The following is a 15,360-nucleotide window of genomic DNA, read 5'->3' on the forward strand; positions in this document are numbered from 1 at the left end:
GTTCTGTGAATATATAAGAAATCCCTGCAGGGCATCGCCTGCAGGGATTTCTCTACATCATATGATGATTTATTCTGTTTACTTCGCGTAGTCTACGGCGCGGGATTCGCGGATCACGTTGACCTTGATGACGCCAGGATACTGCATCTGATCCTGGATCTGCTTCGCGATATCGTGTGCCATGATGGTCATATCATCGTCGGATACCTGATCCGGGACAACCATGATACGTACTTCTCGTCCGGCCTGAACAGCGAAGGACTTCTCTACGCCCTTGTAGGAGTTCGTGATATCCTCGAGCTCCTTCAGACGATTCGTGTAGGTCTCGAGAGACTTACGACGTGCGCCCGGACGGGCTGCGGAGATCGCGTCGGCTGCGGCGACGAGGCAGGCAATCAGAGATGTCGGCTCGGTACCGCCATGATGGGATGCCACGGTGTTGATGACCACCTCCGGCTCATGGTACTTCTTGCAGAGATCGACGCCGAGCTGGACATGCGTTCCCTCCATATCATGATCGATAGCCTTACCGATATCATGCAGCAGACCGGCTCTCTTCGCCATACGAACGTCGAGTCCGAGCTCCTCGGCGAGGAGTCCGGAAATCTGGGCGACCTCAACGGAGTGACGCAGTGCATTCTGACCATAGGAGGTACGGAACTTCATACGGCCGAGAAGCTTCACCAGCTCTGGATTCAGGCCGTGTACACCGACCTCGAGGACAGCGGCATCACCCTCCTCACGGATGGTTTCGTCGACTTCCTTCTGTGCCTTCTCTACGACCTCTTCGATTCTCGCCGGATGGATACGTCCATCGACGATGAGCTTCTCGAGGGCGATTCTTGCGACCTCTCGACGCACCGGATCAAATCCGGAAAGAACAACCGCCTCCGGCGTATCGTCGACGATCAGCTCTACGCCGGTCAGCTGCTCCAGTGTACGGATATTACGTCCCTCACGGCCGATGATGCGGCCCTTCATATCATCATTCGGAAGCTGCACGACGGAAACGGTCGACTCGGTCACCTGATCAGCTGCACAACGCTGAATCGCATCCACGATATAGTTGCGGGCACTCTTTTCGGCCTCTTCCTTCGCCTGATTATCATACTCGCGAATCATCTTCGCATAATCGTGCTTTGTGTCCTCTTCGAGGGACTTCAGAAGCTCTGACTTCGCCTGATCTCTCGTGAGACCGGACACACGCTCGAGCTCCGTCACCTTCTGATTATGCAGCTCGTCGATCTCGGCTTCCTTCTGCTGCATCCGATCCTGCTGTTTCCGGAGTTCCTGTTCCTTCTGATCCAGGGCCACAGCCTTTTTCTCAGAGGCTTCCTCTCTCTTCAGCATACGATGCTCGAGATCGGATACCTCCTTACGACGGTCCTTGATCTCCTTATCAAGATCGTTTTTCGCCTTTAACGCCTCTTCCTTCGTCTCGAGAAGAGCTTCACGCTTCTTATTCTCAGCTGTTCTGATCGCATCATCGATGATCTCTCTGGATTTCTTCTCAGCGGAGCCGACTGTCTTTTCGAAGTCACTCTTTGCCTTGTTTGTTCCAGCGAAGAACATGATGAGGCCCACCACAACGGCCACTGCCACAACGATAACGATGGTCACTTTGTGTTCCTCCTTCACTATTATGTTGTTAATGTACAAACAGATATGTGAACGAGTCAAAACGGCAGACTGTCCGTCCCGGCCCAGACCAATTCTATTTATAATACAGCTTATATTTGAAATTATTTTCAAATTACATTAACTCAACCATTTAATTTTATATAAATATAACAATCATGTCAACAAAAAGGGGAAGAACAAAAAACTGCCCGCAGCAGGCTGCGAACAGTTTTTCATACATAGCGTTTCCTATGCGATGGACGCTTCAACGCCGTCCAGGGTCTTATAAAGCAGTGTATACAGTGCATGGATCTCATCCTTCTGAAGCTGCATACATGCGTTGATTTCCTGTGGAATATCGAGTGCGTCTTCCCGAAGCGCTTCGCCCTTCTCGGTGATGGAGACATCCAGCGCACGCTCGTCGCTGTGAGAGCGGGCCCGTCGGATGAGTCCCTTCGTTTCAAGTCGCTTCAGCAGCGGGGTCAATGTACCGGAATCCAGGTACAGATTCTCTCCGAGCGTCTTTACGTTCACACTTTTCTTCTCCCATAACACCATCATCACGATGTACTGCGTATAGGTCAGATCCAGTTTATTAAGGAACGGCTTATAGTGCCGTACGACCTCCTTCGCACATGCATAGAGCGGGAAGCAAAGCTGGTTTTCCAGTTTTAAGCAATCGTATTTATCTGCCATGATACCCTCCGGCTTTTTTTCGTCACGAATCGGTATCTTAGCATATGCGGCCCGGGCATGCAATTATATTTTGCACGACAGATCTGCTCCGCAGTAACGAGTCACCGTTCAGGCAGTGGGGCCCGAACGGGCGGCAACGAAGGCGCAGTACTACGAGACCGGTGAAATCTAAGCCGGGGACCCCTACTTTCTGAACGGTGACCGTAACGAAAAGAGGAGATGCACGAGAAAGGAACCGAGGACGACGCAGCCGAGGTACAGAAGGATCCCGACCGGGCGTCCGATGACGGCATCGATCGAACGAAATACCGGCTGAGAGCTGAGATGATATGGCGTAATGTAGAACATATCACAGTCGCCATAGCGATGCAGTGCGATGTTGATGAGCTCTGCGAGGACGACGGCGATGCCGAAGATCGGGAGGGTACGCCGGAATCCCCGACAGGATCTGTCCGAAAGTCCAGTGGCATGAATATAGAGCGCCGTCAGCAGCATCACGATATGCCAGATGAAGCCATGAGCCGTCAACAGCGGATGTCCCGGATGCAGGAGGCCTTCATGTACGATCAGTGCCAGTGCACCGCCGAGAAAGCCGTAGTCCTGCAGAAAGGTCAGGAGGGCCCGTTTGATGATGAAGGCACGCCGCCCTGTACGCTTCCGCAGCATACCATAAAGGAGGGCGAGGTACATCGGGAGGGAACAGAGCTGAAACGGGAAGTACCAGACATTATACTGTCCGCCCTCCACGAGAAGCCACAGCGTCAGCTGCTTCCAGAGTTCCATCGCGATCAGCACGATGCCGGCGACGACGACCGGCTTTCCATACCTCTGATCCCGCGCCAGCGCCTCTCGCATCCCGGATTCACTGTTTTCAGATTCCATTACGGATGTTGCTTTTTCGGATTCTGTTGTATCTCCCCTGTTCTTCATCTTCTCATGCAGCCTCTCACGTACGTATGCGTCCGCGCATCGATACCGATGCTTCATCCCCATCTTTTACGCTTCCTGTGATCATCTGTCAAGGCTGCAGGGGGAAGAAGCTACAGGCTTTCTTCAGCATCGAGCGCCAGTGCCCGCGTCACGAGCTCATAGCTGAAGCCCTTCCGGAGCAGTGCGGCATAGAGCTTCCGCTTCTCCTCTACGCCGAGTGCCTCCGTATCCTTACACTTCTTACGAATCGCCCGCTGCACGGCTGCAAGCTCCGCGTCGCCGGCGCGCTGGTCGTCTGCGCGGAAGGCATCCATCGCCGCGCGGATTTCCGCCTGTCCGACGCCCCGCTGGTAGAGCTTCTGCTCGATCTCCCGGAGCGACTTCTGTCCGGCATAGGTTTTAATCAGCTGCTCGGCGAAACGACGGTCATCGATGTACCCATAGCGCTTCAGCATCTTCATCGCTTCATCGATGATGTCCTCTGTGTATTTTCCGGATTTCCGAAGCTTCTCCCGGAGACGGGACTCGCTCTTCTCTGCGTGCTCGATGAGATAGAGGCAGCGCTCCTTGCAGCGATTCACGAGCTTCTCCCGCTCACTCAGCTGATCCGGATCCAGCACATATCGCTCACCGCCACCATGCTCTCTCTGAAAATCTTCCAGACTTTTCAATTCATCTTCCTTTCACATACAGCTGACCGAAGACATGAAAACGTTCCGTGGTCCGATCATGCGTGAAAACCGATTGCTCTTTTCTATCATATACAGAAAAAGCCAGCCGGATCATCCAAAAGGATCATCCGGCTGATGATTATCATGCTTACATCCGCACTTCTCTCACCCACTGATACGTACCCGGGTTATAGAGTATCTGCGTTCTTTATACTTCATCCTGCTCTTCCGTGTCTGTATCCGGCATCTGCTGCGCAGCCGCAGCTGCCGCCTCAGCAAACTCGTCCTTCGGCAGGCCGTACTTCTCGCGTACGAGGCCTTCGATCTCCGCCATGACCGCCGGATTCTGACGGAGGTACTCCTTCGCATTCTCACGGCCCTGTCCGATCTTTTCGCCATTATAGGCGAACCATGCTCCAGACTTCTCGACGATGTTCTCATTGACCGCAAGATCCAGGACGTCACCGGCCTTCGAGATACCCTCGCCGAACATAACATCGAACTCTGCCTGCTTAAACGGCGGGGCGATCTTGTTCTTTACCACCTTTACACGTACACGGTTACCGGCGGCATCCCCGTTCTGTTTCAGGGTCTCCACCCGACGGATATCCAGTCGTACGGAGGCGTAGAACTTCAGTGCCCGTCCACCGGTCGTCGTCTCCGGGCTTCCAAACATCACGCCGACCTTCTCACGCAGCTGGTTGATGAAGATCAGGATACAGTTCGACTTCGCGATGACCGCCGTCAGCTTACGAAGCGCCTGCGACATGAGTCGAGCCTGCAGACCGACGTGGCTGTCGCCCATCTCACCATCGATCTCCGCCTTCGGAACGAGGGCTGCGACCGAGTCGATGACCAGGATATCGATCGCGCCGGAGCGCACCATCGTCTCGGCGATCTCCAGTGCCTGCTCACCGGAATCCGGCTGGGAAATATAGAGATTATCGATATCAACGCCGATGTTCTGCGCGTACTTCGGATCCAGTGCATGCTCTGCATCGACGAAGCCGGCGATCCCGCCACGCTTCTGTACTTCGGCCACGGCATGGAGCGCGAGCGTCGTCTTACCAGAGGACTCCGGTCCATAGATTTCGATGATTCTTCCCTTCGGGTAGCCGCCGGCACCGAGCGCGATATCCAGGGAAAGGGATCCGGTCGGTACGGTTTCGATATTTAGATTTGCGGCGGACTCACCGAGCTTCATGATCGAGCCCTTACCAAAATTCTTTTCGATCTGTGTGAGTGCCACATCCAGGGCCTTCAGCTTCTGCTCATGATCCTGATTATAGTCAACCGGTGCCTTACTGGTCTTCGCTGCCATGTCTATCCTCCATAAAAACGTATGTTCTTTTAATTCATCATTTTAAGCTTAAATTCCATCTCTGTCAAGGAGTTACTATTTCCTTTGCACGAAGTATAGCATAGTGTTTATTCTTTGAATATAGTCGTTATACCGACCATAGTCTGTCTGCGGACCATAGTTCTAGTCTGCGGACAGACTAGAAAAAACGATGCACAAAACCCGCACAGGAGACGCTTTTTCAAGCTTTCCGACATCCCGTATCCTAGCACACGGGGCGCGCATAATTTTGCACATCGTTCATTAAAAAATTTATTACAGTCAGGACTGGAACCCGGTGTCTCTTCCGAAGGTACATCGGAAACCACCATACCACGATGAAAGCGAAGGGCTCACAGAATTCCCTGCAGTGCGTTCTGGTAGTTCAGCACCGCCGCAGAGGCGTTGATGGCGGACATGTCCGCCTGCATCTTCGATGCGATATACTGCACCGATGCGGCCTTATAATCCGTGAGGCTCATCATACCGGCCGCCAGCATACGCTCCGCCGAGTCCTTCTGACGGTCCGCGATCCGGAAGCCGAGCTGCGCCGACTCCGCAGTCGTCCCCGCCTGCACGGCCGTGTTATAGAGCTCCGTCATCGTGATATTGAGGTTCTGCTCCGCCGACCTCCGCTGGATATCCGTCGCGGTATAGCCGGTGATGTTCTTATCGACCGTCCCCATCGCACTGCCATAGGCTACATTATGCAGCCGTGCCTCGGCGATGTCCGCCTCGATGTTCCGACCGGCCATGAAGCCCGCGTCATACGCCGGAAGCTTTCCGATCGTCACCTTCGCGGTATCCGCCGCATTCCATCCGAGCGTCAGCGCGATGGCGTCCTTCACGGAACGCAGCTTCTCCTCGGTGTCGGAGAGGCTCAGCTTCGCGCCATCGAGATTCACCTTCGCCTGCTGTACCTCGAGTGCCGTCGCCGAACCGAGAGCCTGCTGCCGCACAGCACGCTCATACATCCCTTCGTACATCCCGACCTGGTCCGCGTACATCTCCCGAAGCTCCACGAGACTCTGGTAGCCCACGAAAGCACCGTTCATGCCGGATATCAGGGCCACCTTCGTCGGGTGCAGTCCCTGCTTCAGCTTCGTCACAAGGGTCGAAATACCACTTTCTGTCTGGTTCTGGTTTCCGGCCAGACCCGTGCCGCCGGCAGTACCGATCATGCCTTCCAGCACCTGCACCTGCATCAGCAGCGCCTGCTTCTCCTCCGCGCTCGTACTATCTGCCGCCCGATCCCGGAGATCCGAGATGGTATCTCTCAGATCACGGATCGTACTCGACAGCGCATTCGTCATCTGCACCATGCCGTCGGCTCGTCCATCGATCATCGCCGTCTGCGTGCGCCCGATGATGCTCCGGTACTCCACGAGATCCGGGATCTCGCTGTACTCGATGACATCATCCATGAGCGCTGCCCAGGTGGCGTCATCCATCCCGTCCGGACGCCCTGAGGCATCCTGCCCCGTCAGCGTGTGGCTCTCACCGTACAGCGGATGGCTGACGATCGTGGTCGCGGCCAATGCAGGCGATCCTAAGCCGTAGGCACCGAGCGTCAGGATCAGAAGCGCGGTCATAGATTTTTTCTTCTTCATCGTCACTCTCCTGTTTATACGATCATCGTCGTGGCAGGCACGCTTACGACCTGTGCAGCCATACAACTCCGGCGTACCCTGTACGCCCTCGTCACGCTGATCGATCAGATGCATGCTTATCCGTCACGTCAGGACGCACTGCTGCCCGCGAGGCCGTCACGGCCGGCGAGGTAGCTGAAGTATGCACTCTGAAGCGCATAGCGATCGAGCTTCACGGTATATTCTGCTGCCGCCGCACTGTACTGTGCATCCTCGAGATCACGCGCACTCGCCGCGCCTGCTGCGTAGCTGCGGGTCACACGTCCGAGGGTCGTCTGCTGATTCTGAAGATTCAGCTCCGCCTTCCGAAGCTCATTCTGTGCACTCAGGACGGCATTGTAGCGGGCCGTCATGTTTGACTGCACCTGATTCTCGTCGTTCGTCACGGTGATCTGCGTCGTGTTCTTCGTGCCGTCGCTCTCGGCGAGCGCGAGCTTCCGCTGATCGATGCGCAGCTGATAATTATTCTGAAGTGCCGTCTGCGTATCCTGGGCGAGATCGAGTGCCGCAATCATCGCGTCCGTCACCTCCGGCACCGCACAGATCTGCGGCGTCGCATCATAGTTCCAGCCGAGGTTCACGAGCACGGTCTGCCGTGCCTTCGTGGCATCCGCGGTCGCGGCCTGCAGTGCAGCCTCGGCATCCTTCGCCGCCTTCTGTGCCGTCAGCACCTCGAGCTCCGTACCAGTGCCCGCCTGCAGCTTCCGCTCGGCGACGCCTATCTTCGTCTCGTTATACTCCGCCGTCAGCTGATCAAGCTCCTTCGTAAGCTCCGAGGTATAGATCGCGATGATCTGCTGCCGGATGGCCTCCGTCATGTTCCGCTCGGTCTTCTGATTCGTGAGCTCCACGATCTGACGGTCCGAATTCTGAATCGTCGTTTCGATCCCCGCGAGCGAGGTACTCCGGGTCATCTCTGCCGTGGCATCCGAGATGTCTCCGTTTCCCAGCGAATTCGAATACGTGCTCTCGATGGCGTCGAGCACATCATCGTAGTCGAGGTCATAGGTGCCGCTGTTCTCGTTATTCCGGTAGTTCAGCCACATCGCCGACACCGTCGGATTGTACTCATGCACGAGGTCCTGCAGCTCATCCCAGCTGATCACATCATCACGCAGCGTCGCCCACTGCTCCACCGTCCGCTCCCGCTCATAGGAGGTCTGCGCCGGCGCATAGTCCACCGTCGCGCCCGTCACGGCGAGGACCTGTCCGGACATCGCCATGCTGAGCACGAGCGTCAGGGCGGTCATCTGCTTTCTGCTTTTCTTCATTGAACTCTCCTTTTCGACGGACCGTCACATCCCGGCGGTCCGCCGCCTGTTTCTGCCAATGCAGGCATCCTGTCACGTTTCCGTGGCTATTTTATCACGAGTTAGCATATACTAACAGCTTTTAATCTGGAAATCCGTCGGTCATATCCGAATCGTTCATCGGGGTCGGATCATCGTCCGGGGTACCGTAGCGCTCCCACTCCGATGCAGCTTTCTGCTGATAATACTCGGCCGGATTACGGTCAACCATATAGCCGGCCTCCGGAACATCCCGCTCGACGTTTCTCTTCCGCTTATCCATGACCGCATAGTAGGTCGGCAGCATCAGAAGCGCGAGGAGGGTTGAGGCGGTGAGACCGCCGACATCGACGAGGGCGAGGCCCTGCATCATCTGTCCGTTGTCGCCGATGCCAATTGCCATCGGAATCATGGACACGACGGTCGTGAGGGTCGTCATCAGGATCGGGCGAAGTCGGGTCGCACCAGCCTCGATGAGGGCACGCTGGAGCGGCATCGCCATACGGTACTGGTTCACGGTATCGACATAGAGGATGCCGTTGTTTACGACGGTACCGATCAGCATCAGGAAACCGAGGAGGGACGGCATGGAGATCGTCGCATCCACGATCCACAGCAGGAAGAAGGAACCGATCAGCGCAAACGGCAGGGTCGTCATGACCATGAACGAGAAGCGCATGGACTCAAACTGTGCCGCCATGACCACCCAGATCAGGAAAATCGCGATGACGATGGCCATGCCCAGCGAGCTGAACTCCTCCATCATCATTTTCGTGCTGGAGCTCTCTGCGTAGCCGATACCGTTCGTGAGATACTTCGCGATGACCTCCTGATCGATGGTCTTCGAGGTCATTTTATCCGCGAGATCCGTGTAATCCGCCGTGATGGTCAACTGATACTTACGATCATCACGTACGATGGTCGCCGGAGAATCCTCGAATTTAATATCACAGAGATCCTTCAGCTGTACCTGGGTGCCGGTCGGCGTGCTCAGGAAGATATCCTCTACCTTCTGAAGATGGTCATACTCATCCTTCGGGTACTCGACCTTGACATCCACATCCTCATCGTCGACCTGCATGGTCATGGCCTTCGTACCGGACAACATGCTGTAGAGCTGCTGTCCGACCTGTACCGGGGTCAGGCCCTCGGCGGCCGCCTTGATCGGATCAACATGGAACTTGATGAGCGGTGCCGCATTCTCGAGCGAGGAGTGAACGGCGGTAACATCCTTCCGCTGACGAAGCTCGTCAATGATCTGATCGGAGGCCTCCTTCAGCTTGTCATAGTTCGTCGAGGTGATGATCGTAGAGTAGGTATCGTTCGAAGTCGACATCGTCGACATCATACTGTAGGACTCCACGGTGATGACCGCGTCCTTCGTGCCATCGAGGGCCTTCCGCCATTCGTTCGCCTTTTCCTTCGTGGACATGCTGCGATCCTTCTTCAGGTACGCCGTCACACTGTTGCCGCCACTGCTCATCATCGACATCATGCCCGAGCTGCCGGCGCTCACCATATAGTCCTCGGTGTCCGGATCGGCCGCGACCATGGCCTCGATGTTCTGAAGGATCTTATCTACCTCCTCGATGTTGAGACCTGGCTTCGTCGAAACCGTGATATCGATCTGGCCCTGATCGGTCTGCGGCATCATCTCCATACGGATCCGGGATGCCAGAAGGAAGGACAGAATCAGGAGACCGACGGTCGAGATAAGCACCATCTTCTTATGCCGAAGCAGCTTCTCCATGATCCGGCGATAGCCACCCTGCATGCTGCGGACCGCCTTATAGGCCGGTGCCTTCGTGTTCTCCTTCGGCTTATAGAAGACGAAGCAGAGCGGTACGACGGAAACCGCCGAAATCAGCGAGGCGATCATACAGAACACGATGGTGAAGCCGAGCGGTGCGAAGAACTGTCCCGACAGACCAGACATGAAGCCGAGCGGCAGGAATACGACGCAGGTCGTGACCGTCGATCCGAGAACGGATTCTCCGACCGTCTTTACGGCCTCGACCGCTGCGCTGCGCCGCGTCTTCACGCCGATCGCCACATACTTATCCATCGCACGGAAGCAGGCCTCCAGGACGACGATCGAGTTATCGACCATCATGCCGACGCCGAGCACCAGCGCAGACATCGTGATCATGTTGAGGGAGTAGCCCATCGCCCACATCGCGATGAGGGCCGTCAGGATCGAGATCGGGATGGAGGTACCGACGATGAGGGATGCCTTCCAGTCACCGAAAAAGATGAAGATGATGACCATCGAGATGATGACGGCGGCAATCATGGTCTGGAAAACGGATGAGAGCGAGCTCTTGATCATATCGGCCTCATCCTGTACGACGATGATGTCGAGGTTCTCGTCCTTCGCCTTCAGCTCGTTCACTTCGGACATCACTTCCTTCGACATGGAAACAGCGGAGGAGTCCTGGGTCTTCGTGATGCTCAGCATCATCGTATCGTTGCCATCATAACGGCCGATGGCCGCCTTGTCCTCCAGTGCGAGCTGCACGAGGGCGATGTCCTTCAGGTAGATCGTACTGCCGTTTCCGGTGACGATCGGGATATTCTGAAGCGACTGCACATCCGGGTAGCTGACCGAGGTGGTGACGGAAAGATCCTGGCTGCCGACGCTGGTCGTACCCGCCGGATAGCTGAAATCTGCGGCACTGACAAGCTGTGCCACGGTCGACATGGAAAGATGATACTGCTTCAGCTTCTCCGGAATCAGCTGGATCTGTACGTACTGCTTCTGTCCGCCGGTCGTATCCACCGACGCAACCGTGCTCAGCTTGTTGAACTCCGGTGCGATGTCATTCTCGACATAGTTGTACATGTTTTCCTGCGTCGGATTCTGGATGGTGAGGTACATGGACGGCTGTCCGTTCATGCTCATCTCGAGGAAGGTCGGATCATCTGCGCCATCCGGAAGCTTCGACTTGATGGCATCCATTTTCTTTTTCAGCGCATCATAGGCCTCATCCATATCCGTACCATACTCATACTGGATGATGGTCATGCCGTAGTTTTCTGCGGAACGGGAGGTGACCTCCTTCACATCCGACAGGACGGATACACCGTCCTCGATCGGCTTCGTGATCAGCTTATCCACATCCTCCGGTGACGCGCCTGCATAGGTCGTGGTGACGATCATCATCGGCATCTCGATGTCGGACATGAGCTCCATCTTCTGGTTCGTGATGGACATGAATCCGAAAAAGATCAGACTGACGACCACGAGGAAGGTGGTAACCGGTCTTTTCAGGACAAATTCGGTTATTTTATGCATAGTATTCTCTCCTCAGGTTCAGTCTGCTGCGTGGGTCTCTTCCGTCTCTGCACCTGTGGATGCATCCTCGGTCGTCTGGCCATTTGCATCCACGATGCGGACCTCGGCACCATCATAGATGTCATCGGTCCAGCTGTTCACGATCTGCTCCGTGCCATCGAGGCCATCCGTCACTTCATAATACTGATCATCGGAGATACCGGTGGTGATGAAGACACGCTTCACGAGGCCATTTTCATAGGTGTACACGTATGGATTTCCACCGGAATAGTACACCGCATCCACTGGGACGAGAAGGGCATGGTCCGCCTTCGCGGCCACCAGCGAAAGCTTCGTGCTGCTGCCGTCGGAAAGAGCGTCGGCACCGGAAAGGGTCGCCTCTACCGGGAAGAGTCCCGACTGCGGATCCACGAGCTTCGTCAGCTTCGTGACCGTACCACTATAGCTGCTACCGTTCTTTTCCACCGTCACGGTCTGACCCAGCGTCAGGTTCTGAAGGACATCCTCGGTCACGTTAAACTTGACGACCTTCGCGCCGGTACCGGTGATGACGCAGAGCTGAGAGGACTGGGACACCATACCGTGCAGGGTCATGTTCTGGTTCTGTACGACGCCGGCTGCCGGTGCGGTCACCGTAGCAAACTCCACCTGAGTATCGTAGTTCAGCTTCGCACTCGCCGCCTGGGCCTTCGCAGCATCCACCTGGGAAGCTGCGGCCTTCGCGGAGTTCGCGGTCTGGTTATAACTCTGCACCGAGATATCGCCGGACTCGTAGAGCGGTGTCATACGATTCACCGCATCCTGCGCCGTCGCGGCCTGCTGCGAAGCCGCCTGAACGGAAGCATTGGCCGCCTCCATCTGAGACTTCGCGGCATCGATCTGCTTCTGGTTATCGATCTTCGCGATCGGCGCGCCCTCCTCAACGGACTGGCCGTTCTGAACGTAGATCTCGACGAGTTCACCGGCCACCTTCGGGGTGATGTAGTAGGTGTCGGACGGCTGAACCGTACCCATAAGCGCGGTCGTCTGCTCGATGCTTCCCTCCGTCGCCGTGGTCAGCGTGACCGCCGGCAGTCCCTTCGTCTGCATCTCCTCCTGTGGCTTCATCATGCGCGTCGCCACGAGCCCTGCAAAGCCGAGTACGATGACGGCACCGATGGCGATCTTTACCTGTTTCTTCATATATAATCTCCTGTTTTCTGATCTTGTAATTTTACTGTTCCTTCACATCCGGGTCCTGGCCAATGTCGTCGGCCTGAACACTTATGGCTTACGCGCCTGCGCTCACATCGCCGATCGGCGCCTCCCCCACACGAAAATGCGGATCCGCACCCTCTCGCAGGATGGCAAGCTCTGTTTCAAAGTTTCGAAGGACACGCGCGTGCTCCTCCGGCGCATGTGCGACCAGCGCCATCACGGTCATCATCGCGATGGCGTTTCCGAGTCGGATGATGACGGCAAACTGTCCCGGACGATCGCTATGACGGAAGCAGGTCGGATCGATCTGCCTTCGGAACCACTCGTTCTTCATGCACTCCGCATGGTCCATCTTTCCACTTTCGGTGAACGCAAGGATACGCTGCATCATACCGCTCTGCATCATGATGTTGATGTCTTCCTGTATCGAACCCTGATCGATGAGCTTTTCGATGCTGTACACCCATTCATGAAGCGCTTCCCAGTAGTTCCCCTGCTTTCGAAGCAGAAGTTCCCGGAAATACTGCTCGTTTCGCATCCCCTCATCGCGAAATACATAGTGGAGAAGATCCAGCTTATCCTCGAAGTAGGTATAGAAGCTACCGCGAGAAATCCCGGCCTCCTTGATAATCTGATTGATCGAGGCATCCTCGAACGGGACCCTCGCAAATTCATGCCTTGCTGCCTGTAATATTCTGTCTTTTTTATCCTGGGAAAGCTTAAGAAATCTTTCCGTCGCCATAGATTCTCCTCTCCTTGACGGCACCTCGAATGCTCCGCATATCGTCGCTTCACGTCGGTGCCGGTTTCGTCATGTTAAAAAGATGACATGTCATCACCAAAAGTGACAGTCTGTCACTCATGTCAGAGAGTATACTCATCCACTTTTCTTTTGTCAATAGAGCAGAGGAGCGCTTGCTTTAAACGTCGGGATGCCCTAAAATAAGAGTAATGTATACAAAGGCCAAAATACAAATCAAGGAAACAGGGAGTTATGAATCATATCAAACTTCAGGCATATGGAAAAATCAATCTGTCGCTCGACGTGCTGCGGCAGCGCCCGAACGGTTATCATGATGTTCGCATGATCATGCAGACCGTGAAGCTCCACGACAACATCGATATCGAGCGCACCGACAGGCCGGGCATCGTGCTGAAAACCAATCTGCCGTTTCTGCCGGTCAACGAAAACAATCTCATGTACCGGGCGGCGAAGATGCTGATGGACGAGTTTCATCTCGAGGGCGGTGTGAAGATGAATCTTCGAAAGATCATCCCGGTGGCCGCCGGCATGGCCGGAGGATCTGCGGATGCGGCCACGGTACTGTACGGTATGAACCGGCTGTTTGATCTCCGGCTGAGTCTCGAAGAGCTGAAGAAGCGTGGCGTCCAGCTCGGGGCAGACATCCCGTTCTGTCTCATGCGCGGGACGGCACTTTCCGAGGGCATCGGAGAGATTCTGACTCCGCTCCCGGCACTGCCGGCCTGCTCGATCGTGCTCGCCAAGCCGGCGATCTCGGTATCCACGAAGGCCGTCTACGAGAACCTGCATGTAAACACGCTCCCGGCGGAGGCACACCCGGATGTGGATCAGGTGATCGAGGCGCTGAAGGCGCGGGATGTACGCGCAGTCGCCGGACGGATGGGGAATATCCTCGAAACCGTCACCAGCCGGCAGCATCCGGAAATCGACGCCATCAAAGAGCGTATGATGGCGCTCGGCGCACTGAATGCCATGATGTCCGGCTCCGGCCCGACGGTGTTCGGCCTCTTCGATGATCCCGAAAAGGCACAGGCCTGCTATCAGGCGCTGCTTTCCGCGAAGGAAAGCGGCCTCGCGAAGCAGGTATACCTCACCGAGCCATGGTTGCAGCCATCCAGAACCTCACCGAGCCGTCCGGCTCGCCTGTGAACGACTTTCTTCGGAGGACAAGTACAGTGATGAATGATTTTACAGTAAATATGAATGAATATCTTCCTTTACGGGATCTCGTGTTCAACACACTCCGTCAGGCGATCCTGAAGGGCGAGCTAAAGCCGGGTGAGCGTCTTATGGAGATCCAGCTCGCCGAGAAGCTCGGTGTCTCCCGTACACCGATTCGTGAGGCGATCCGAAAGCTGGAGCTGGAAGGTCTCGTACTGATGATTCCGCGTCGTGGTGCCGAGGTCGCGAAGATCTCCCACAAGAATCTGCAGGATACCCTCGAGGTGCGTGGTGCCCTGGAGGAGCTGGCGACGGACCTCGCCTGTCAGCGGATCACGGACGAAGAGCTTCGTGAGCTGAGCGCAGCCGAGGATCATTTTCAGAAGGTCGTGAAGAACGGCGGCACGGAGATCGAGATCGCCGAGGCCGACGAGGCCTACCATGACATCATCTATAAGGCCTCCGGAAACGAGAAGCTCGTCCAGATGATCAATAATCTCCGGGAGCAGATGTACCGCTATCGTCTCGAGTATATCAAGGATGAGGCGAAGCGTGGCATCCTCGTGCATGAGCACGAGGAGATCCTGCAGGCGATCCGGATCCGTGATCTCATCCACGCGAAGACACTGATGAAGGAGCACATCGATAATCAGGAGATGACCGTTTCGCAGAACCTCGTTGAGGAAGCAGAGGCCACTTCGGAAGTTGGGAAGAAAACAAGAAAACGTTAAAAAAGACGACCGCGCTGCA

Annotated in this window: 12 protein-coding genes; 2 read left to right on the forward strand and 10 right to left on the reverse strand. The window is 55.7% G+C overall.

Features of this window, described 5'->3' with window-relative positions; genetic code table 11:
• Positions 1-78: 78 nt before the first annotated feature.
• The 10 genes from rny to ACK8P7_RS02775 form a co-directional block, all read right to left on the reverse strand.
• Complete coding sequence (gene rny / locus ACK8P7_RS02730; RefSeq protein WP_410042818.1) at positions 79-1,572, reverse strand: ribonuclease Y; 1,494 nt, start codon at positions 1,570-1,572, stop codon at positions 79-81.
• A gap of 297 nt (positions 1,573-1,869) precedes the next feature.
• The gene (locus tag ACK8P7_RS02735; RefSeq protein WP_410042697.1) at positions 1,870-2,316 is read right to left on the reverse strand and encodes a MarR family winged helix-turn-helix transcriptional regulator; all 447 of its coding nucleotides are present in this window, start codon (positions 2,314-2,316) and stop codon (positions 1,870-1,872) included.
• A gap of 183 nt (positions 2,317-2,499) precedes the next feature.
• Positions 2,500-3,198: a hypothetical protein gene (locus tag ACK8P7_RS02740; protein ID WP_410042698.1), complete on the reverse strand. Its 699-nt coding sequence runs from the start codon at positions 3,196-3,198 to the stop codon at positions 2,500-2,502.
• A gap of 158 nt (positions 3,199-3,356) precedes the next feature.
• Positions 3,357-3,917 carry a regulatory protein RecX gene (locus ACK8P7_RS02745; RefSeq protein WP_410042699.1) on the reverse strand — a complete coding sequence of 187 codons (561 nt, stop codon included), beginning with the start codon at positions 3,915-3,917 and terminating at the stop codon, positions 3,357-3,359.
• Positions 3,918-4,125: 208 nt separating this feature from the next.
• On the reverse strand, positions 4,126-5,238 hold the full coding sequence (gene recA, locus ACK8P7_RS02750) for a recombinase RecA (RefSeq protein ID WP_410042700.1): 1,113 nt from the start codon (positions 5,236-5,238) through the stop codon (positions 4,126-4,128).
• A 371-nt stretch (positions 5,239-5,609) separates the two neighbouring features.
• Positions 5,610-6,980 (reverse strand): TolC family protein, encoded by a 1,371-nt coding sequence (locus tag ACK8P7_RS02755; protein ID WP_410042701.1) that lies wholly within the window; start codon positions 6,978-6,980, stop codon positions 5,610-5,612.
• Between the two features lie 14 nt (positions 6,981-6,994).
• Complete coding sequence (locus ACK8P7_RS02760; protein WP_410042702.1) at positions 6,995-8,176, reverse strand: hypothetical protein; 1,182 nt, start codon at positions 8,174-8,176, stop codon at positions 6,995-6,997.
• Positions 8,177-8,297: 121 nt separating this feature from the next.
• A complete protein-coding gene (locus tag ACK8P7_RS02765; RefSeq protein ID WP_410042703.1) occupies positions 8,298-11,489 on the reverse strand; it encodes an efflux RND transporter permease subunit in 3,192 nt (1,063 codons plus the stop codon).
• Between the two features lie 18 nt (positions 11,490-11,507).
• Complete coding sequence (locus tag ACK8P7_RS02770) at positions 11,508-12,671, reverse strand: efflux RND transporter periplasmic adaptor subunit (protein WP_410042704.1); 1,164 nt, start codon at positions 12,669-12,671, stop codon at positions 11,508-11,510.
• Between the two features lie 88 nt (positions 12,672-12,759).
• The gene (locus ACK8P7_RS02775) at positions 12,760-13,428 is read right to left on the reverse strand and encodes a TetR/AcrR family transcriptional regulator (protein ID WP_410042705.1); all 669 of its coding nucleotides are present in this window, start codon (positions 13,426-13,428) and stop codon (positions 12,760-12,762) included.
• Between the two features lie 252 nt (positions 13,429-13,680).
• Between ACK8P7_RS02775 and ispE the strand changes: the two genes are divergently transcribed.
• Positions 13,681-14,598: a 4-(cytidine 5'-diphospho)-2-C-methyl-D-erythritol kinase gene (ispE, locus tag ACK8P7_RS02780; protein ID WP_410042706.1), complete on the forward strand. Its 918-nt coding sequence runs from the start codon at positions 13,681-13,683 to the stop codon at positions 14,596-14,598.
• A gap of 26 nt (positions 14,599-14,624) precedes the next feature.
• The gene (locus ACK8P7_RS02785) at positions 14,625-15,341 is read left to right on the forward strand and encodes a GntR family transcriptional regulator (RefSeq protein ID WP_410042819.1); all 717 of its coding nucleotides are present in this window, start codon (positions 14,625-14,627) and stop codon (positions 15,339-15,341) included.
• Positions 15,342-15,360 lie beyond the last annotated feature (19 nt).

The sequence above is a fragment of the Oribacterium sp. P9 genome, assembly GCF_046365365.1.
Taxonomy (GTDB): domain Bacteria; phylum Bacillota; class Clostridia; order Lachnospirales; family Lachnospiraceae; genus Oribacterium.

Excerpts from the sequence above, each read along its gene's own strand:
- recA (WP_410042700.1), bottom strand. The coding sequence starts at position 5,238 with ATGGCAGCGAAGACCAGTAAGGCACCGGTTGACTATAATCAGGATCAT.
- ACK8P7_RS02735 (WP_410042697.1), bottom strand. The coding sequence starts at position 2,316 with ATGGCAGATAAATACGATTGCTTAAAACTGGAAAACCAGCTTTGCTTC.
- ACK8P7_RS02775 (WP_410042705.1), bottom strand. The coding sequence starts at position 13,428 with ATGGCGACGGAAAGATTTCTTAAGCTTTCCCAGGATAAAAAAGACAGA.
- ACK8P7_RS02740 (WP_410042698.1), bottom strand. The coding sequence starts at position 3,198 with ATGGAATCTGAAAACAGTGAATCCGGGATGCGAGAGGCGCTGGCGCGG.
- ACK8P7_RS02760 (WP_410042702.1), bottom strand. The coding sequence starts at position 8,176 with ATGAAGAAAAGCAGAAAGCAGATGACCGCCCTGACGCTCGTGCTCAGC.
- ACK8P7_RS02755 (WP_410042701.1), bottom strand. The coding sequence starts at position 6,980 with ATGCATCTGATCGATCAGCGTGACGAGGGCGTACAGGGTACGCCGGAG.
- rny (WP_410042818.1), bottom strand. The coding sequence starts at position 1,572 with ATGTTCTTCGCTGGAACAAACAAGGCAAAGAGTGACTTCGAAAAGACA.
- ACK8P7_RS02765 (WP_410042703.1), bottom strand. The coding sequence starts at position 11,489 with ATGCATAAAATAACCGAATTTGTCCTGAAAAGACCGGTTACCACCTTC.
- ispE (WP_410042706.1), top strand. The coding sequence starts at position 13,681 with ATGAATCATATCAAACTTCAGGCATATGGAAAAATCAATCTGTCGCTC.
- ACK8P7_RS02770 (WP_410042704.1), bottom strand. The coding sequence starts at position 12,671 with ATGAAGAAACAGGTAAAGATCGCCATCGGTGCCGTCATCGTACTCGGC.